General features: G+C 70.6%; 19 protein-coding genes. 10 read left to right on the top strand and 9 right to left on the bottom strand.

Going from position 1 to position 19,182, the window contains the following annotated elements:
- Positions 1–91: 91 nt before the first annotated feature.
- The gene (locus ACH4F2_RS33060; protein ID WP_398136431.1) at positions 92–535 is read right to left on the bottom strand and encodes a VOC family protein; all 444 of its coding nucleotides are present in this window, start codon (positions 533–535) and stop codon (positions 92–94) included.
- A gap of 703 nt (positions 536–1,238) precedes the next feature.
- Between ACH4F2_RS33060 and ACH4F2_RS33055 the strand changes: the two genes are divergently transcribed.
- Both ACH4F2_RS33055 and ACH4F2_RS33050 read left to right on the top strand, forming a co-directional pair.
- Positions 1,239–2,222 carry an ATP-binding cassette domain-containing protein gene (locus ACH4F2_RS33055; protein WP_398136430.1) on the top strand — a complete coding sequence of 328 codons (984 nt, stop codon included), beginning with the start codon at positions 1,239–1,241 and terminating at the stop codon, positions 2,220–2,222.
- A complete protein-coding gene (locus ACH4F2_RS33050; protein WP_398136429.1) occupies positions 2,219–3,010 on the top strand; it encodes an ABC transporter permease in 792 nt (263 codons plus the stop codon). The genes ACH4F2_RS33055 and ACH4F2_RS33050 overlap by 4 nt, the downstream gene beginning before the upstream one ends.
- Here the strand turns inward: ACH4F2_RS33050 and ACH4F2_RS33045 are convergent.
- The 3 genes from ACH4F2_RS33045 to ACH4F2_RS33035 all read right to left on the bottom strand — a co-directional run bounded on the left by ACH4F2_RS33045 (position 2,991) and on the right by ACH4F2_RS33035 (position 7,707).
- A complete protein-coding gene (locus tag ACH4F2_RS33045) occupies positions 2,991–6,128 on the bottom strand; it encodes an ATP-binding protein (protein WP_398136428.1) in 3,138 nt (1,045 codons plus the stop codon). The two genes, ACH4F2_RS33050 and ACH4F2_RS33045, sit on opposite strands and share 20 nt — an antisense overlap.
- Positions 6,129–6,376: 248 nt before the next feature.
- Complete coding sequence (locus ACH4F2_RS33040; protein WP_398136427.1) at positions 6,377–6,919, bottom strand: ATP-binding cassette domain-containing protein; 543 nt, start codon at positions 6,917–6,919, stop codon at positions 6,377–6,379.
- A 131-nt stretch (positions 6,920–7,050) separates the two neighbouring features.
- Positions 7,051–7,707, bottom strand: coding sequence for a type III effector protein (locus ACH4F2_RS33035; RefSeq protein WP_398136426.1), 657 nt, complete (start codon positions 7,705–7,707; stop codon positions 7,051–7,053).
- Positions 7,708–7,835: 128 nt separating this feature from the next.
- Here ACH4F2_RS33035 and ACH4F2_RS33030 point away from each other — a divergent pair, with 128 nt between their 5' ends.
- From ACH4F2_RS33030 to ACH4F2_RS33020, 3 genes are all read left to right on the top strand, one after another.
- A complete protein-coding gene (locus tag ACH4F2_RS33030; protein ID WP_398136425.1) occupies positions 7,836–8,273 on the top strand; it encodes an Hsp20/alpha crystallin family protein in 438 nt (145 codons plus the stop codon).
- Between the two features lie 97 nt (positions 8,274–8,370).
- Positions 8,371–8,793 carry a DUF2267 domain-containing protein gene (locus tag ACH4F2_RS33025; RefSeq protein ID WP_398136424.1) on the top strand — a complete coding sequence of 141 codons (423 nt, stop codon included), beginning with the start codon at positions 8,371–8,373 and terminating at the stop codon, positions 8,791–8,793.
- A 71-nt stretch (positions 8,794–8,864) separates the two neighbouring features.
- The gene (locus tag ACH4F2_RS33020; RefSeq protein WP_398136423.1) at positions 8,865–9,305 is read left to right on the top strand and encodes a DUF2267 domain-containing protein; all 441 of its coding nucleotides are present in this window, start codon (positions 8,865–8,867) and stop codon (positions 9,303–9,305) included.
- Positions 9,306–9,537: 232 nt separating this feature from the next.
- Here the strand turns inward: ACH4F2_RS33020 and ACH4F2_RS33015 are convergent, their stop codons facing one another.
- The 3 genes from ACH4F2_RS33015 to ACH4F2_RS33005 form a co-directional block, all read right to left on the bottom strand.
- A complete protein-coding gene (locus ACH4F2_RS33015) occupies positions 9,538–10,116 on the bottom strand; it encodes a TetR/AcrR family transcriptional regulator (protein WP_398136422.1) in 579 nt (192 codons plus the stop codon).
- Positions 10,117–10,281: 165 nt separating this feature from the next.
- A complete protein-coding gene (locus tag ACH4F2_RS33010) occupies positions 10,282–11,673 on the bottom strand; it encodes an amidase (RefSeq protein WP_398136421.1) in 1,392 nt (463 codons plus the stop codon).
- Positions 11,660–11,869: a hypothetical protein gene (locus ACH4F2_RS33005; RefSeq protein ID WP_398136420.1), complete on the bottom strand. Its 210-nt coding sequence runs from the start codon at positions 11,867–11,869 to the stop codon at positions 11,660–11,662. The genes ACH4F2_RS33010 and ACH4F2_RS33005 overlap by 14 nt, the downstream gene beginning before the upstream one ends.
- Positions 11,870–12,441: 572 nt before the next feature.
- Between ACH4F2_RS33005 and ACH4F2_RS33000 the strand changes: the two genes are divergently transcribed.
- A complete protein-coding gene (locus ACH4F2_RS33000) occupies positions 12,442–12,609 on the top strand; it encodes a hypothetical protein (protein WP_398136419.1) in 168 nt (55 codons plus the stop codon).
- A gap of 50 nt (positions 12,610–12,659) precedes the next feature.
- Complete coding sequence (locus tag ACH4F2_RS32995) at positions 12,660–13,562, top strand: MBL fold metallo-hydrolase (RefSeq protein WP_398136418.1); 903 nt, start codon at positions 12,660–12,662, stop codon at positions 13,560–13,562.
- Positions 13,563–14,094: 532 nt separating this feature from the next.
- On the opposite strand, the gene ACH4F2_RS32990 is transcribed toward ACH4F2_RS32995, so the two are convergent.
- Positions 14,095–14,856, bottom strand: a complete 762-nt coding sequence (locus tag ACH4F2_RS32990) for a calcium-binding protein (protein WP_398136417.1) — start codon at positions 14,854–14,856, stop codon at positions 14,095–14,097.
- 759 nt (positions 14,857–15,615) lie between these two features.
- Between ACH4F2_RS32990 and ACH4F2_RS32985 the strand changes: the two genes are divergently transcribed.
- Positions 15,616–16,221 (top strand): lytic polysaccharide monooxygenase, encoded by a 606-nt coding sequence (locus ACH4F2_RS32985; protein WP_398136416.1) that lies wholly within the window; start codon positions 15,616–15,618, stop codon positions 16,219–16,221.
- A gap of 117 nt (positions 16,222–16,338) precedes the next feature.
- Positions 16,339–16,518 (top strand): hypothetical protein, encoded by a 180-nt coding sequence (locus tag ACH4F2_RS32980; protein WP_398136415.1) that lies wholly within the window; start codon positions 16,339–16,341, stop codon positions 16,516–16,518.
- Between the two features lie 189 nt (positions 16,519–16,707).
- Here the strand turns inward: ACH4F2_RS32980 and ACH4F2_RS32975 are convergent, their stop codons facing one another.
- A complete protein-coding gene (locus ACH4F2_RS32975) occupies positions 16,708–18,393 on the bottom strand; it encodes a ribonuclease J (protein ID WP_398136414.1) in 1,686 nt (561 codons plus the stop codon).
- Positions 18,394–18,525: 132 nt separating this feature from the next.
- Between ACH4F2_RS32975 and ACH4F2_RS32970 the strand changes: the two genes are divergently transcribed.
- Complete coding sequence (locus ACH4F2_RS32970) at positions 18,526–19,014, top strand: GNAT family N-acetyltransferase (RefSeq protein WP_398136413.1); 489 nt, start codon at positions 18,526–18,528, stop codon at positions 19,012–19,014.
- Positions 19,015–19,182: the final 168 nt, after the last annotated feature.

Genomic DNA, 19,182 nt, shown 5'->3' with positions numbered 1-19,182 from the left:
CCGGTCCGGGAGCAACGGCTCGATCCGCGCCCACTGCGCATCAGTCAACGGCACACCCGAACCAACGACCGACTGATCCAAACGAAACTGCCTAGCAGCGCAGTTGCTCGGCCAGTCCGACAATGATGCCCTCCGGACCGCGGAGGTAGCAGAGGAGATAGCTGTCCTCGAACCGGGCGATCTCGCCGACGAGTTCGGCGCCGTGGGTGCGCAGGCGGGCAACGGTGTCCTCGATGTCGTCGACGGCGAACATGACGCGATGCGTGCCCAGAATGTTGTGCGGGGGGTTGCGCGGCCCGGCACTGGTCGCCGCAGGGCTGCGGTACCTCGCCAGCTCGAGCCGGCTGTGACCGTCCGGGGTCCGGACCATCGCGATGTCACAGCGGACGCCGTCGAGTCCGGTGCACTGGTCGGCGACGATCCCCTCGACCTCCGCCCTGCCCTCCAGCTCCATACCGAGTTCCACAAAGAAGGCGATGGCGGCATCCAGGTCCCCGACGACAATGCCGACGTTGTCCATCCGCTGAATCGCCATGATGGTTTCTCCTTCTTCCTCGTGCGGCCGGTAGTGGCCGCGGATGTCCCTGGGACGGAGCCGGTGTCACGTTCTCGGCATCCGCAGAGCGCCGAACTTCAATCAATCAGGATCGCGCCTCAGCACCGCTACAGCAGCGCCACGAGCCAGGCACCCCCCACCGAAGGTGAGTGTGGCGCTGGTGACCGCTTCCATAAAAGGCGATCAGCCGCAGCGTGCTGTTTCCATTCCTCAATGGTCCCTCGACTATTCGCGGCGTGCGCGCTTGCGCGTTGCGCATCCCCGAACTAATGCATGGTGCCGGGTCCCCTCTGGAGGGTGGAGTTCCCCGTGCCGCTCGCCCTCGCGCCGCCACCCCCTGCCCGCCGCCCGGCGCGAGCGGGGACACCGCGTCGGCCCCCGGTGGGACCGAGCGTCCCTGGACGGGAAGGCAGATCAACGCTGAACGGGGCTCTGTGAAGAAGCTCCGGTCTCTCACCGTCCAGCCGAACCTCGACGCCGACGTACCGCTGACACAGCGAGTACGCGGTCACCCTCTTGTCGGCTCATCTGTCCCGAGTCGGCTGGTGAGGCCGGCGACGGCCGGTACTCCGCTGCGTACATGCGAGGCCGCGCCGCGCCCGTTCCCTCCGCCGCCCCGGTTTCAGGGCACTGAAAGCATCGTGAAACAGCGCTGAATGCGCCCTGCCGCAAACTCTGCGGCATGACGACAACGACATCGCACCCTTTCGCCATCGCGGCCGAGGGGCTGCGCAAGGCGTACGGGGACAAGACGGTCCTCGACGGCATCGACCTGACGGTGCCGGCCGGCACCGTCTTCTCACTGCTCGGGCCGAACGGCGCGGGCAAGACCACCGCCGTCAAGATCCTCTCCACCCTCGTCACCGCCGACGCCGGCGACCTGCATGTCGGCGGCCACGACGTGACCACCGACCCGCAGGCCGTGCGGGCCGCGATCGGCGTCACCGGGCAGTTCTCCGCCGTCGACGGCCTGATCACCGGCGAGGAGAACATGCTCCTCATGGCGAACCTTCATCACCTGACCCGCACCGCGGGCCGCCACACCGCCACCGAACTCCTCGAGCGCTTCGACCTGGTGGAGGCCGCCAAGAAGCCCGTCTCCACCTACTCCGGCGGCATGAAACGCCGCCTCGACCTCGCCATGACCCTGGTCGGCACCCCTCGGATCATCTTCCTCGACGAGCCCACCACCGGCCTCGACCCCCGCAGCCGCCACAACATGTGGCAGATCATCCGCGAGCTCGTCTCCGATGGCGTCACCGTCTTCCTCACCACCCAGTACCTGGAGGAGGCCGACGAACTCGCCGACCGCATCGCGGTGCTGAGCAACGGCAAGATCGCCGCCGCGGGGAGTGCGGACGAGCTGAAGCGGCTCATCCCGGGCGGGCACGTGCGGCTGCGGTTCTCCGACCCGGCCGCGTACCGGTCCGCCGCCGTCGCCCTGCGCGAGGCGACCAGGGACGACGAATCCCTGGCGCTGCAGATCCCCAGTGACGGAAGCCAGCGCGAGCTGCGCTCGATCCTCGACTGGCTGGACTCGGCAGGTGTCGAGGCGGACGAGCTGACCGTGCACACTCCCGACCTCGACGACGTGTTCTTCGCCCTGACCGGCGGCGACGCCCGCGTCCCCGACCAGCCCAGCCAGACCAAGGAGGCTGTCCGATGAGCGCCTTCTCCCTCGCCGTGCGTGATTCGTCCACCATGCTGCGCCGCAACCTCCTGCACGCCCGGCGCTACCCGTCCATGACACTGAACCTGCTGCTCACGCCGATCATGCTGCTGCTGCTCTTCGTCTACGTCTTCGGAGGCGTGATGAGCGCGGGCATCGGTGGCGGTGGCGCCGACCGCTCCGACTACATCGCCTACCTCGTCCCGGGCCTCCTGATGATGACCATCGGCAGCACCGTGATCGGGGCCGCGATCTCCGTCTCCATGGACATGACGGAGGGCCTGATCGCCCGCTTCCGTACGATGGCGGTCTACCGCGGGTCTCTGCTCGTCGGGCACGTCGTCGGCAGCGTGCTGCAAGTGCTCGCCAGCCTGGTCCTCGTCGGTGCCATCGCCGTGGCCATCGGTTTCAGGTCCACTGACGCCACGGCCGTGGAGTGGCTGGCGGCGTTCGGACTGATTGCCCTGTTCACCCTCGCGCTCACCTGGATCGCGGTCGGGATGGGCATGGCCAGCCCGAACCCCGAGGCGGCCAGCAACATGGCATACCCGCTGATCCTCCTCCCGCTCATCTCGAGCGCCTTCGTCCCCATCGACGCGATCCCGGGCTGGTTCCAGCCGATCGCCGAGTACCAGCCGTTCACGCCGGCCATCGAGACCCTGCGTGGCCTGCTGCTCGGCACCGAGATCGGCGCCAACGGGTGGATCGCGATCGCCTGGTGCGTCGGCCTCACCGCCCTCGGCTATCGCTGGTCGACGGCGTTGTTCAACCGCGACCCGAAGTAACCGCCATGACAGCGCGGGCCGCCTCCCGCAGCTCGTCCCGCTGCAGAGCGGCGTACTCAGACACCGCGTCGGCGTACGCCGCTCTGTCAGCGTCCTCGGCCGCCTTCCGGGCACGGGCCGCCGACATCGTCGGACAGAACTCACGCAACACCCGCAGCCGTTCGGCCAGCGCGATCATCCGTACGGCGGAGGCGTCGCCGGACGCGAGCCCCGCCATGCCCAGCGCATGCATCACCGTCCCCGCCACAGGGAGTTCCATGGGCGAGCCGGGCGGACCGGAGAGCAGGGCCCGCAGCCCCTTCCGCAGCCGGCCGAGCGGCTCCGCGACCAGCTCGAGCCGTCCCGCGTGCGCGTGCGCCGTCACCGCCGCCGACTGGATCTGCAGCACCCACCGGTCGAGGAAAGGGTCGCCGCTGTACACCGGGCCGGCCTCGGCCATCCCCTCCACGGCGCTGCGCCACAAGCCGAGCCCGACCTCCGTCAGTCCGCGGGTGAGCGCGATCTCCGCACGTCCGCCGAGGCCGGGGCCGTGGAAGTCGTCCTGCTGCGAGGCGTTGTCGCCCTCCGCCTGCCGTAGCCAGTCCTCGGCCTCGTCGGGGTCGCCGCGCTGCAGGCAGGCGAGGACGAGGCTCCCGCGGACGCCGATGGAGTCGTGCTCGTCACCGAGTCGCAGCAGTGCCTCGAGCGTCGACTTGAGGTGCCCGTACGCGGCCTCGCCCTGCTCCATCTGCAAACACAGCTCGCTCAGCCGGGCGTGTCCCATGACCTGCAGGAACGGGTTGTCGACCGGCGCCAGTGCGGCGATGATCCGGTGAGCCGAGGCGAACGCGCGGTCGATGTCGTGCTCGTGCTCCCAGACGTAGGTGGCGACGCACTCGGCGACACCGGCGAGCAGCGGCTGCTCGCTGTCGCAGAGCTTCTGCAGCACTTGGTAGTCGGGAGGCAGCATCTCGGGCACCGCGCTCAGCACCACCGCGATGGCGCGCAGCAGTGTGTCCGGCGGGGCCGGGGGCAGCCGCCGGAGGGTGACGAGCTGGCGTACGGCGTGCGGGCCGTAGCCCATGAACAGGCTCCCCGTGCACATCACCGCGGCGGCGCGGGCGACTTCGACGTATTCGGGTTCGGGGTGGTAGTGCGACAGCGTCGGGCCGGTGTCCGCGGCGAGGGCGGTGAGGCGGGGGTAGCTGGAACCGATGGACCACAGGGCGGCGAGGACGGCGGTGAGGGCGGTGGTGGTGGGGCCGTCCGACCGGGCCAGGGCGTGTCGCAGGGCCAGGACGAGGTTGTCCTGCTCGGCCCTGATCCGCTCCCAGGCGACCCGTGGTTCCGAGCCGAAGAACCAGTCGTGGTGGGCGACCCCGAAGTCCCGCGCCCAGGCGAGAAACCGGCCGATGGCCTCCCCTTCCTCGCCCGCCTCCGCGCGCCGGACCGCGCTGAACTCCCGTACGGTCTCCAGCATCCGGAACCGCACGCCGGCCGGGGTGTCGGCGACGGTGAGGAGCGACTGATCGGCCGACTGCTCAAGGAGGAACAGCGCGTCCTCGCCGAGCACTTGCTCCGCCGCCTCACCGGTGAAGCCGCCGGGGAAGACGGACAGCGTGCGCAGCGCGGCCCTGGCGTCCTCGTCGAGCAGGTTCCAGCTCCAGTCCACGACCGCGTGCAGTGTGCGGTGGCGCTCCGGCACGTCCCGCACCCCGCCGCGCAGCAGTGCGAACCGGTCGCCGAGGCGGCGGGCGATCTCCGGCACCGAGAGCACCCGCACCCGCGCCGCGGCCAACTCCACGGCGAGCGGCAGCCCGTCGAGGTGGCGGCACAGCTCGGCCACCGTGTCCGGCGGCAGCTCCACGCCGGGCCGGGCGGCGCGGGCCCGCTGTGTGAACAGCTCGATGGAGGTGCAGAGAGCGAGCTCCGGCAGCGCGTACACCGCCTCCGATGTCAGGCCGAGCGGGGCCCGGCTGGTGGCGAGCACCCGCAGGTCCTTCGAGGCCGCGACCAGGGCCCGTACGAGGTCGGCGGCGCCCCGGACGACCTGCTCGCAGTTGTCCAGCACCAGCAGTGCGGGCGCGGAGCCGAGCACACCGAGGATGCCGGACACCGGGTCGGCGGCGGTGCGGCCGCCCACGGCGCCGGGCCGCCCCTCGCCCGCGCCGAGCGCGGAGGCCACCTCCGCGGCCACGTCCGCGTCCGCGGTGACGCCGGCGAGCGGCACGAAATACACCACGCGCTGCTCTGCCCGGCGGCTGACGGCGTGCGCGAGCCGGGTCTTGCCGAGGCCGCCGGGACCGACGACGGTGACGGCGCGGGAGGCGCGCAGCAGCCGCTGCACCGCCGCGATGTCCTCATCCCGGCCGAGGAGCGGGTTCGGCTCGTGCGGCACGCCGTGCCGGACCACGGCCGCCTCGCCGCGCAGCAACTCCCGCTGGACGGCCTTGAGCCCTGCGCCCGGATCTGTGCCGAGCTCGTCGCGGAGTTCACGGCGGTACACCTCGTACCGCGTCAGCGCGTCGGACGGGCCCGCCGTCGCCGCCACGCCGCGCAGTAACTCGGCGAGCACCTCCTCGTCGCGCGGATGCTCAGCGGCGGCTACGGCCAGCGGCCCGGCCGCCTCCGCGTGCCGTCCGAGGCGGGCGAGCGCGAGGGCCTGCGCGCGTACGAGCGTGCCGCGGACGGGGGCGCGCTCGGTGCGTAGCGCGGCTACGGGGTCGTCGGTGTCGCCGACCAGGGCAGGGGTGCCCTCCCACAGCGCGAGCCCGGCCTCGGCCGCGGCCAGCGCCCCCGCGTGGTCCCCGGCCCTGGCCCGGTCCGCGCTCGCGGCGGCGTGCAGCAGCAGGGCGGAGCTGTCGACCCGGTCCTCGGCGAGGGCGAGCCGGTATCCGGTCGGCGTGCTCGCGAGGACATCGGCGCCCAGCTGCGCCCGCGCCCTGGACACAAGGACCTGCAGCGCCCTTCCCGGACGCTCCGGCAACTCGTCCGGCCACAGCCCCGCCACCAGCCTCTCGGTACTGCAGCCCGCGCGCACGTCGTCCGCGAGCAGCGCGATGAGACCACGGAGCCGGGGCGCGGTGACCTCCTGTCCGCGATAGGCGACACGCGGCAGCAGGGTCAGGTCGATGGTCACCCATGCAGATTAGCCAAGGCTCGGCGGCCGTCCGAACTCCCGTCGTGCGGGCGGTCCCCGTCCAACGCCCGCCCGCCGCACCCGCCCCGACCGTGCCTGCACCCGCGCCGACCGATCCCGCCACCGTGCCGCCGGAGCGCAGCGGCCAACACCGCCAGTAGGAGCACTTACCTGGTTGCGCACCGCCGACACTGCGGGAGTCCAGGGCCTACACGCGTCATTGCGGCGCGAGACCGGTCACACAATGATCAAAGGCCCGCACCCCTGGGTCGTGGGTGACCAGGAGCGTGGTGCGACCGCGGGTGGCGTCGAGGATGTCGGCCAGCACGGCTGCGGCGGGGGTCGGGGTCGAGTCCTTCGGTGGGCTCGTCCAGGACGAGGACGAGGACGAGGACGAGCCGATCGGCGAGCAGCGCGCGGGCCAGCAGCGGACGACTGCGCTGGCCGCCGGACATGGCGGTACCGTCCTCGCCGAGGAGGGTGTCCCAGCCGTCGGGCCGCGACTGGACCCACTCCAGGAGCCGGGCCCTGCGCACCGCCTCGCGCAGGTCGGTGTCCGTGGCGTCGGGGCGGGCCAGGAGCAGGTTGGCGAGGATCGTCGTGTGGAAGACATGGGCGTCCTGGGTCATCCCCGTGATGACGCGGCGGGCGGCGCTGCCCGCGACCTCGCGCAGTTCGCGTCCGGCGACCAGGACGCTCCCGGCCTCGTAGTCGACGAACCGCATGAGCACCGCGCGCCCGCCTGGCGTGGTTCTACGGACACACCCGTCGGAGGCACCTGCCTCCAGCACGGGAAGCAGGCTCACCCGCAAAGATGCACTGCGGTCGCCGTGGCCCACGCCGCAAGCGCCACGGCCGAACCTGGAGCGCATCCGGGGGTGACGGCCCTGTCGTTTCCTCGGCGCTGTCGCCCCCTCACGATTCATTCCGGAGGCCGGCGTTCGCTGTTCGCTGATGCACGGACCTGCTCTGCGTGGCGGGTCAGGGCGTCGATGCGGGTGATCAGTTCTGTGTGGTCGGCTGCAAGGTGATCGCGTGCGCGGGCCAGCGGACCGATGAGTCCGCCGGCGTCGTCCTGGCCGAGTGCCTGCAAGAGGGGGGTACGGGCCTCAGCGGGGAGACCGGTGAGAGCGGTGACCTGACCGGCGAGCTGGCGCAGGTCGCCGGCGTTGCCGCGGGCCCAGGCGGTGACAGTGCGGTCGGCGGCGCGGCGGTCCCGGGCGGCCTGGACGCGCTGTTCGCCCGTGGTGCCGGGGGCCCCGGGGCGCAGGCGCAGATAGCGGCGTTCGGCGGCCTGCCGACTGGCGACGCCGAGTGGACGGGCGAGATCGGCCCAGCTGGCCCCCGCAGAACGTGCGGTTTCGATCAGACCCGTCTCCCAGCCCGCGAGATGGGCGCGGACCTGGCGCAGGAGGAGCAGCGCGGCGAGTGCCTGGTCGGAACTGACCTCGCTGCTGAGCCGCCCTTCGGGCTCATGTGCCTGGGCGGTGTGGACGGCCTCGTCGATCGCCGCCAGTGCCGCCTCGGCGGCAAGGAACGACGCGGGCTGCGTACCGGCTTTCTGGGGGTCTGCGGTCATGATTCACCTCCACTCGAAGGCGTCACCCGACAGGTGACATCTGAACTTGTCATCGTTTCGATGACATGCTACAAGAAATACAGGAAGCAGCGCATGAGCGGTTCTGTTCGTAGTGGAGGTGCTTCACGATGCTGATGCGTACCGACCCTTTCCGTGAGTTCGACCGGCTCACCCAGCAGTTGTTCGGCAACACGTCCGGCACCTGGTCGCGTCCCACGGCGATGCCCATGGACGCCTACCGTGAGGGGGACGCCTACGTCATCGCCCTCGACCTGCCCGGTGTCGACCCGGGCGCGATCGACATCGACGTCGAGCGCAACATGCTGACCGTCAAGGCCGAACGCCGGCCCGTCACCAAGAGCGACGACGTGCAGATGGAGCTCTCGGAGCGGCCCCTGGGCGTCTTCTCCCGCCAGGTGATGCTGGCCGACACACTCGACACCGAGCACATCAGTGCCGACTACGACGCGGGTGTGCTCACCCTGCGCGTGCCGATCGCTGAGCGCGCCAAGCCCCGAAAGATCTCCATCGGCGCCGACCAGGGGCGCAAGGAGATCTCCGGCTGACACGCAGCCACCGCGGTGACGGAGGGCGGACCCGGTCTGCCCGCAGCACCCGCCCTCCGCCCGCCGGTACGAAACCGTGAGGGCAAGGAGGACCCCCATGGCCATGCACTGGGACGTGTTCCTCGACGAGGTACAGGAACGCGGCGAGTACAAGACCCGTGCGGAGGCGGACCGTGCCGCACGCACCGTGCTGGGGCTCCTGGGCGCGCACCTGGTGGGCGAGGTAAGGGTGGAGCTTGCCGCCCGGCTCCCGGAGACCTTCGCCCTGATCCTCCTCAACCCGCTCCAGGCCGCCGAACCCCTCTCCGCCGAACGGTTCGTACGCGCCACCGCGGCCTGGATCGACGGCGCCACCGAACGGACCGCAGCCTGGGACGTCGGCGCCGTGCTCAGCGTGACCGCCGACGCGGCGGGCGAGGAGCTCACCCGCCGCGTCCTGCTGCAACTCCCACCCGGATACGACCTTCTCTTCGGCCGGCCGCACAACGGCACCACCCTCGCCACCACATCCGATGACTGAAACCTGCCGCGTCGGCGGCCACCGGCCCACACAACCGACACGCCCACGAGCGAGAAAGGCACCCTTCACCGATGCAGACCCAGACGGCCCCGGAGACGGTCACCACGACCCCGGCCATGTCGTACGGACAGATGCTGGAACAGGTCCGCTACAACGGCGCCTACCCCACTCGCGAGCGGGCCGAGGAAATCGTCTCCACCGTCCTGGCCGCCCTCGGCCGCCGCATCACCGGCGAGGAACGCGTCGAACTGGCCGCCCGCCTGCCCCGCGAGGCCGCGCAGATCTTCGCCGCCCAGATCCCCGGAACCGACTCCATGACCGGCTGGGCCTTCGTCCGGGACCTCGCCGCCCGCACCGGCGGCTCCCTGGCCACCACCCGCTGGGACGTCGGGTCCGTCCTGGGTGTCGTCGCCCGCATCGCCGGACCCGGCCTGCTCGACCGCATGCTCACCCAGCTCCCCTCCGGCTACGCGATCCTTTTCGGCCGCGCAGAACTCACTCAGGCGGCCTGACCTTTTGCCGTCGCGACGCCTACGGCCGCCTCGCCGCGGCCACCGACTCCCGTGGGACAAGTCGCCAAGAAGGTCATGGCCGCCGCGGCGCCGTACACCGACCAGCTCGATGATCTCCCCGGACCACGCCACAAGCCGAAGGCCCGTGCCTCGCCCGAGCCGCGGTGGCCCGCGGGCATGAGCAACGGTGAATTCGGGCGACGCCCCCTACACGGGCCGCGAGGAGGGTAGATCATGGGCGGGGGTGTTCTGTGCCCGGGTCGAGGAGCTCGGTCACAAGCCGACGGGCGTACGTGGCGTCGAGTCCGGCCGGGCGGAAGAGGATGCGGTACATCATGGGGGCGACCACCCGGTCCATCACCGTCTCGACGTCGGGAGTGCTCTCCTCCCGGCCGATCGCGCGGGCGAGCATGACGTCGACCTGTTCGGCCGCGTAGGCCGAGCACTGGCCGGCGTTGCTGCCGTCCGGGTCGCCGAGCAGGGCGTCACGAATGTAGGCGCGGCCGGAGGGGGACGACATCTCGTCGAGGAACTGTTCGGCCCAGACTGTCAGGTCGGACAGCAGGTCTCCGTGGCCCGCAGGCGCGGTGTCGGGCCGCAGGCGTTCCACCGCGACATCCGACAGCAGCGCCTGAAGGTCGCCCCAGCGGCGGTAGATCGTCGAGGGGGTGACTCCGGCGCGCTGGGCGACCAGTGGGACGGTCACCGCGTCGCGACCCCGCTCCGACAGGATGTCGCGGACAGCGGTGTGCACCGAAGCCTGGACCCGTGCACTGCGCCCGCCGGGGCGCACCATCGGCTTACGACTCATACCTCCACCTTAAGGCACAGATATTGCGTTTAAGGAGGAGCGGGCCGGCTCGACGGCCGCGCCGGGCCCCCGCCGGTCTCCTCGTTGCGGGCATCCGGTCCTGATGCCGACCGGAGTCGAACGGCGTACGGGCCGGGCCGGAACCGTCCGGCCCGCGCGCCGCTCTCAGGCGGTCGGCGCGAGCGATCGGGCGGGCTGTGTCCGCTCGTAGGCGTGGCCCACCCGTAGCAGCTGCCGCTCGCCGAAGGGCCGTCCGAGCAGCTGCATGCCGATCGGCATGCCCGCCGTGTCGTGGCCCACCGGGACGGAGAGAGCGGGCACTCCCGTGATGTTGGCCGGGGAGGACAGGCGCACGTAGGCATCGGAGACGGCCTCGGTCGAGCCGTCGGACCAGGTGACGCTCTCCTGACCGGCCTTCACCGCGGTCATCGGGACCGCCGGGGCGGCGATCACATCGACCTTCTCCAGAAGGCGGGCCCATTCCTCCCGCATGAGCGTCCGGGAGCGCTGGGCACGCAGATAGTCGCCCGCGCCCATCAGCTCACCGGCCTCCAGGAGGATGCGGACGTCCGCCTGGTACAGCTCGGGGACCGTGCGCAGTGTGCCCTCGTGGTAGGCGGTGGCCTCCGGCACCATCAGCCCCCACTGGGTGGCCTGGACGTACCGGGTCATCGGGATGTCGATCCCGACGAGATGGGCGCCGAGCGTCTCCAGCTGCGCGATGCCCCGGCGGACGGCGGCCTCCACCTCCGCGTCGACATGGTCGAAGTAGTAGTTGCGCGGCACTCCGACGCGCACGCCCGCCAGGTCCGGCTCCCGTTCCGGCCGGTGGTCGACGGCGGGGGCATCCAGTGAGGCGGGGTCTCGCGGGTCGTGCCCGGCGAGGACGGTCAGGACCAGGGCCGCGTCCTCGACGGTGCGGGTGACCGGGCCGACGTGGTCCAGCGACCAGGACAGTGACGTGACGCCGTGGCGCGGCACCAGCCCGTAGGTCGGCTTGAAGCCGACGACTCCGTTCAGCGCGGCGGGAACCCGGATCGACCCGCCGGTGTCGGTGCCGAGGGCGAAGGTCGCCGCCCCGGCCGCCACCGCGACGGCGGATCCGCCGCTGGAGCCTCCCGCGACCCGGCCGCGGTCCCAGGCGTTGCCGGTCTGAGGGGTGGTCAGGCCGTAGGCGAACTCGTGGGTGTGGGTCTTGCCGATCAGGACGGAGCCTGCGGCCCGCAGCCGGGCGGCGACCGTGCTGTCGGCGGAGGCGCGGTGACCGGTCCGGACCAGGGAACTGGCGCTGGTGGGTGAACCGGCGACGTCGATCAGATCCTTGAGCCCGGCCGGGACGCCGTGCAACGGCCCCCGGAACACGCCGCGGGCCGCTTCCTGCTCGGCCTCCCGCGCCGAGCCGCGGGCCTGCTCAGCGGTGACCGCGACGTACGCCTCGACGTGCGGGTCCACCTGGTCGATGCGGTCGAGGACCGAGTCCACCAGCTCGACGGGGGACAGCCGGCGGGCCCTGATCTGCTGCGCGGCGTCGGCGAGGGTCAGCTCATACGGCTGCATCGTGCTTCTCCTTTCCGGCGCGGTAGGCGCCGGCGGGCGGGGTGTCCCCGAAGTCCAGCTCACGCAGGACCGCGACGACGGAGTGGATGTGGTGGGCGGTGGCAGCGACCGCGGCGTGACGGTCATCGGGCAGCGGAAGTCCGGCACGGGCGGCCCAGCGGGCGGCCTCGGGGGGCGTGAGTTCAACGGAGGGCACAGGTTTCTCCTGATCAGGGGGCGTGACCACGAGCATTCCACGCCAAAAGCTAACGGTTTGCGTTAACCCGACCGTAGGGCCTACGGTCGGGTTAACGCAAACCCATTGCTTTTATGGAAGGAGCCCCATGCCCGGCGTCATCTCCGACGTACAAGCGGTGGCCGACACACCCGCGTTCTCCGACGCACCCGCGCACGTCGCTCACCACGCCACCCGCACCCGTGCGAATACGAAGAGGCGCACGGCTTCTTTCGCCCTCGACGTGTCGGTACTCGCGGCCCTCCTGGCCGCGTCCAGCGCTCCGACCCCGCTCTACCCTCTCTACCAGGACCGGTGGGGCCTCTCCGCTCTCCGCCGTCACCGTGGTCTTCAGCGCGTACGCCCTGGCCCTGTTGCTGGCTGCACGGTGCCGGGCTGCCCGCCGTCTACGGCGGCGCGGTGCTGGCCGGCATCGCCTTCGGCGCCGTTTCCCAAGGGGCGCTGCGTATGTTCCTCGCCTGTTCCTCGCCTCGCTCGACGAGCAAGACCGTGCCGCGACACTGGCCGCCTACTACACCCTCAGCTACCTCTCCATGAGCCTGCCCGCCGTCGCCGCGGGCGCCGCCACCCAGTACTACGGGCTGGGGACCACCTCACACGCTTACGCCATCACCGCCGCGCTTCTCGCCCTGGCGGCCCTGGCGGCACTCACCGCGTCACGACACGGGGCGGCCCGCCCCGAAGCCGACCGCTCCCGCTGAAGAGAACAACCGACCGCTCGCGCTGCAGAGCACAAAGGAAACGACACACAATGCGCCCTTCCCCAGCCGCCACCCCCACCCCCTCCTGGACCGTGGGCGGCGTCACCGTCCACCGCATCGACGAAGTCGCCCTGCCGCCCGCGACCGGACCCTGGCTGCTGCCCGACGCCACCCCTGAGGTGGTGACCGCCCAGGACTGGCTGCACCCCCACTTCGCCGACCAGGACGGAATTCTGCACATCGACAGCCACAGCTTCGCGTTCGTCGTGAACGGGCTGCGCGTTCTCGTGGACACCGGCATCGGCAACGGCAAGGAGCGGGCCAACCCGGCCTGGCACGATCTGCGGACCGACTTCCTGGAGCGCCTCACCGCCGCCGGTTTCCCCCCGGACTCCGTCGACCTGGTGATTCTCACTCACCTGCACGCCGATCACGTCGGCTGGAACACACGGCAGGTGAACGGCGACTGGATCCCCACCTTCCCCAACGCCCGCTACCTCACCGCTCGCGCCGAGCGGGAGTTCTGGGCCACGTACGACTTGGAGGAGGCACGCGAACAGATGTTCCGCGACTCCGTGTTCCCGGTCGAACAGGCGGGTCTGCTGAGCACGGTCGACGTCCCGCACGAGGGGGCCGAGATCACCCCCGGCCTGCGCTTGATCCCGACGCCCGGCCACACCCCCGGCCACGTCGCCGTGGAACTGACCAGCCAGGGTGAGACGGCGCTGATCTCCGGCGACTGCGTCCACCACCCCGTCCAGCTCTCCCACCCCGTCATCGGCGCCTGCGTCGACATCGACCCGCAGCAGTCCGAGGCCACCCGCCGCAAGCTGCTCGGCTCCCTCGTCGGCACGGACACCGTCCTCCTCGGCACCCACTTCGCACCGCCCACCGCCGGCCGCGTGGTCGCCCACGGGGACGCCTACCGGCTGGAGCCCGTCCCTGCTTCCTGATGCCGTTGCCACGCCGTCCCGGTTACCGCAGGTTACGCCGGATTTCGCGATCCGAGTCACCTGGAGGCTGGATGACGGGCCTCGACGGGACCGGCCCCGGATGTTCACCGTGCTGAAGACGGGGGAGCGCACCCTGGCGGCGGCGAAGGGGGCGTCGGTCCGGTTCGCGTGCCGGAGCGACAAGTTCCTTGAATCGACGAGTGCGGCTCACGTCGACATCGGCCCGGCCCGGCTCCTCGTACCGGACGGTGCGGCAAAGCCCTCCTCGGCGAAGACGCGATCGAGTTCTGCGCACAGGTAGTCCACCCCCCTCGCCGGCCGGGCCGTGCTGACCCGCCAGGATCCGGCCGGTCGGGGCGATCCTCACCGACGGCTCCTGCGCCGGCCTCGCCGCAGCGCCGTGTCGTGATCCCTGTCGTGCTGACCCGCGATTTCCAGGATTTCTCAGGCGCGGTCGGATGTGCTCGAAACACTTCCCGCGGAGCATGAAGTCGAGCGTGTCGTCTCAGGGCCTTCGGGCATGGAAGCGTACTTACGGGAGGACGATGTCACGGCCGGCTCCGCCCTCGAGGGCGTCCTTTCCAGTGCCACCGCAGACGAGGTCGTCGCCGCCCTCGCCGTCCAGTGTGTCGTTGCCGGAGCCGCCGAGGATGATGTCGCGGCCGTCCCCGCCCATGGCGTGGTCGTCGCCCGGGCCGGCGTGCACGGTGTCGTCACCACCGTAGCCCTGGATCATGTCGTCGCCCTGGCCGCCCCAGAGCTGCTGGTTGCTGCTGTCGCCCATCAGGTGGTCCGTGCCGTCGCCGCCGTGCAGGGCTGCGGGTCCCATGACCATGTCGTTCCCCGCGTCGCCCAGCACGGTGCGTGCGGTGTGGGCGTGCAGTTCGTCGTCGCCGGGGCCGCCGCTGACGGTGCCGATCCCGGGGGTGAAGGCGGCGATCGTGTCATTGCCGTCGCCGAGTAAGACGTCGATCCTGTCGGGCCGGGGGCTGTCGGCGGGCAGTTCGCAGACGACGGAGGTGGTCTCCTCGGGTCTGGAGTACGCACAGTGGTCGCCCGGTTCGAGCGGGACCACGTCGCTGAAGCCGATCCGCCGGATCCCGTCGCTGGTGTACATGGAGAATATGTTCAGGCTGTTGGTCTGTCCTGCGGCGGCGGTGAAGGAGATCGACTGAGTTGCCCAGTCGGCTCCGACGCGGGCCTTCGTCTCGGCGGCGGCTGCCGGGCTGACGGCGAGGCCGGCGGTGAACAGGGTCACGGCGACCGCGCTGACGGTGGTTCGGGTTCGGTTCATGAGGCCTCATCTCGGTGGAGTGACGGTGGATCGGCCTGCTTGGCGTGGTGCTGCCCGGGACCGCGCGGGCCCGGTCGTGTAGCAGTCTCCCCTGTTGCTCAGGATCCGCAAGACCGCGAGATGGCGCGGCGTCCTGGTGAGCCGATGTCCCTCCAGAAGTGATGGGTGGGCTACTTTGACCAGGCATGTTCCCGGTGTCGCTGTGTCAGGGCCGGCTGGCCCAATTCTGTTTCTCAAAAGGCGGGTTGGCCGACGCAGGTGATGGCTGGGATTGTCGGAGGAGTGGAAGGTGGTTGCCCGGCTGCGGGCGGAGGAGTTCCGCCCCACGGCCGAGCCGCAACCGTGCCGTCCGCTCGCCGCGGGGCAGCCCTGCCCGGAAAAGCCGACGCGCTGTCGGGAGCTGGGATCTCGGGTGTTGCGGTACTGGACAGCCCTCACGCCAGAACCAGGCCCCGTTGCCGCACCGCGAACGTCCCTCCGCCTGGCATCGCCCCGCACACCGGTCCAGGCCGCGATCTCGCTTCCCGGACCCGGACCCGGAGGCGGTTCTGGCTCCCGGCTCACGGCAGATTCCCAGCTCGCAGCCGCACCTGTAACCAACTTCGTTTGTTTCATTGACATTTCACTCAGGAGACGTAGCGTTGGGAGCGCTCCCATCACAGCTTTGCAACTGGAAGGAGTTCCCCCCACATGCGCAATCAGAGTCCGTTAACCGGGCGTTCGCGATCAACCCTCCGCCGGCCTCTCCAGGCGCTCGTCATGCTGTTCGCCGTGGTTGTCGGCGCACTGGCCTGGTCGGCTCCCGCCCAGGCTCACGGCACCATCGTCGACCCCGCTTCCCGTGCGTACCAGTGCTGGAAGACGTGGGGCAGCAACCACACGAGCCCGGCCATGCAGACCGAAGACCCCATGTGTTATCAGGCGTTCCAGGCCAACCCCGACACCATGTGGAACTGGATGAGCGCGCTCCGCGACGGCCTCGGTGGTCAGTTCCAGGCGCGGACCCCGGACGGGACGCTCTGCAGCAACAACCTTTCGAGGAACGCCAGCCTGAACAAGCCCGGGCAGTGGAAGACGACCAACGTCAGCAGCAACTTCACGGTCCAGCTGCACGACCAGGCGTCCCATGGTGCCGACTACTTCAAGGTCTACGTGAGCAAGCAGGGCTTCAACCCCAAGACCCAGACCCTGGGCTGGGGCAACCTCGACTTCATCACGCAGACCGGCCGCTTCGCCCCGGCGCAGGACATCAGGTTCAACGTCAACACCTCCGGCTACACCGGACACCACGTCCTGTTCGTGGTCTGGCAGGCCTCGCACCTCGACCAGGCCTACATGTGGTGCAGCGACGTGAACTTCGGCTGAGCCGGAGAGCGCCGCACAACGCACCGGCCTCTGCCGGGCGGCGGTAATCCGCCGCCCGGTGGGGGCGTCGGGGTGAACCGCTGCCGGGTGCCGGCGCTGACCCGGGCGAGGACGACGGTGGCGATCTGCATCAACACCGCTCGCGAGGTCGTACAGGCCTGCTGCTTCAGCGGCGGCACACACGCGCCGGAAGGGATCACCCTGCCAGAGGATCTGCGGACCGTGCCCGCATCGGGAGGCTGCGGGCACGGGGGCCGGCTGGACAAGCGGGACCGGTTCCTCACCCGCAACCCCTGACCGCCCACCGATCACCCGCCGGGCCCGGGTCCTCCGTCGGAGGGCCCGAGTCCTGTTGCCGATGACTCATTGTGTGGACGTCTTGCCGCCCCGGCTTCCTGGAGCGGCTGCCGGCTCCCGTTGCCGACCTCGGTGCCGCCGGGGCCGCGACCGGTACCGGGGGGGGGGCACCGGCCGCCGGGCCATGACTCAGGCGTCGATGATGACGGGGATGATGAGGGGCTTGCGGCGGTGGGTGCGGAACGCCCAGTTCGCCACGGCGCGGGCGACGAGCTGTTCGAGCTGGTGCGCGTCCCCGACGCCCTCCTCGGCCGCCGTGGCCAGGGTCTTCTCGATGACGGGGATGACGGGCTCGAAGGTGGCGTCGTCATGGACGAAGCCCCGGGCCAGGAAGTCGGGAGCCTCGGCGAGGGCGCCGGTGTCCGCGTCCACGATCGCCACCACCGTGACCACGCCTTCCTCCGCAAGGGTGAGGCGGTCCTTCAGAGACGCTTCGGTCGCGCCGCCGACCTCCATGCCGTCCACGTAGACGTTGCCCGCAGGGACCTTGCCGGTGATGGACGCCCGCCCGTCGACGAGGTCGACGACGACGCCGTCCTCGGCGATGACGACCCGCTCGGGGGCGACACCCGTACGGATGGCGAGGTCGCCGTTGGCCCGCAGATGGCGCCACTCGCCGTGCACCGGCATGACGTGGCGGGGCTTGACGATGTTGTAGCAGTAGACGAGTTCGCCGGCACTGGCGTGACCGGAGACGTGCACCTTGGCATTGCCCTTGTGGACCACATGGGCGCCCCACCGGGTGAGCCCGTTGATCACCCGGTAGATGGCGTTCTCGTTGCCGGGGATCAGCGAGCTGGCGAGCAGGACGGTGTCGCCCTCGCCGATGCGGATCACGTGGTCGCGGTTGGCCATCCGCGACAGCGCGGCCATCGGCTCGCCCTGGGACCCGGTGCACACCAGAGTGATCTTGTGGTCCGGGAGCTTCTCCAGCTCCTTGGTGCTCACGACCAGACCGGACGGGACCTTCAGGTAGCCCAGGTCACGGGCGATGCCCATGTTGCGGACCATCGACCGGCCCACGAAGGCGACCTTGCGGCCGTGCTGGTGCGCGGCGTCCAGGACCTGCTGGATGCGGTGCACATGGCTGGCGAAGCTGGAGACGATGACCCGGCGCGGCGCGGTGCGCATCACCTGCTCGATCGCCGGATTCAGCTCCCGCTCAGAGGTGGTGAAGCCGGGAACCTCGGCGTTGGTGGAGTCGGTGAGGAACAGGTCCACGCCCTCCTCGCCGAGGCGGGCGAAGGCGCGCAGGTCGGTGATGCGTTCGTCGAGGGGGAACTGGTCCATCTTGAAGTCGCCGGTGTGCAGCACCATCCCGGCGCCGGTGCGGATCGCCACCGCGAGGCTGTCCGGAATGGAGTGGTTGACCGCCACGAACTCGCAGTCGAAGGGGCCGAAGCGCCGCCGGTCGCCCTCCCGCACCCGCACCGTGCGCGGCCGGATGCCGTGTTCCTTGAGCTTGGCCTCCAGGAACGCCAGGGTCAGCTTGGAACCGACGACGGGGATGTCGCGCCGCTCGCGCAGCAGGTACGGCACGCCGCCGATGTGGTCTTCGTGGCCATGGGTGAGGACGACGGCCACGATGTCGTCCAGCCGGTCCCGGATCGAGGTGAAGTCCGGCAGGATCACGTCCACGCCGGGCTGGGTCTCCTCCGGGAACAGCACACCGCAGTCGACGACGAGCAGCTTGCCGGCGTGCTCGAAGACGGTCATGTTGCGGCCGATCTCACCCAGGCCGCCCAGGGCGGTGACTCGCAGCCCTCCTTCGGGAAGGGGAGGGGCGGCTTTCAGTTCGGGGTGCGGATGACTCATACCTCGACGTTACCCGTAGAACGGAACCAGATGACCCGTCGCCTGCGCGATCTCTCCGTGACAACGGGTGAGACGGCGCGGCCCCACCGAGGAACATCCTGAGGGGGGACCTCGGTGCGACATACTGTCCCGATGGGTTCACGCACTTCCCCGATCAGCCAGCCGGTCACGATACGGAGGGCCGTCGCGCGGGACGCCAAACGGCTCACGCGGCTCGTGCGGGGCTCAGGCGCCTACGAGGGTGAGTACTCGGCCGCAGTCGAGGGCTACCGGGTCGGTCCTGATTACATCGAGGTCCACCGCGTCTTCGTAGCCGTCGGCGCCGACGAGAACGGAGACCGGGTCCTCGGGTTCTACTCGCTCGTCCTCGCTCCACCGGAGCTCGACCTGCTGTTCGTCGCCGACGAAGCGCAAGGACGGGGGATCGGACGACTGCTCGTTGCGCACATGCAGTCCGAGGCCCGTGGCGCCGGGCTCGACCGTGTCAAGGTCGTGTCGCATCTTCCCGCAGCGGACTTCTACCACCGCGTCGGTGCAGTGCGGACCGGAACCGCGCTCGCATACCCGCCCGCCGTGCCGTGGGACCGTCCCGAATTCGAGTTCCGTATTCCTCCGGCCTGACGCGGTGTGCCGGTTCGCGGAACACCGGCTTCTCCTGCATCGCTGACAGAGCCCAGCGCGCGGCTGTGGACCGTCACGACGACACTGCCGAGAGGCGGTCGTCGGCCTGCCACGCGGTGCCGCGGAAGAGCTCGCAGCTACGTCGGAGAGCCCGCCCCGTTTCTCGGG

The organism is Streptomyces sp. NPDC017890 (assembly GCF_044328675.1).
Taxonomy (GTDB): domain Bacteria; phylum Actinomycetota; class Actinomycetes; order Streptomycetales; family Streptomycetaceae; genus Streptomyces.
The sequence above is the reverse complement of the archived record's forward strand: the minus strand, read 5'-3'. Positions and strand labels throughout refer to the sequence as shown.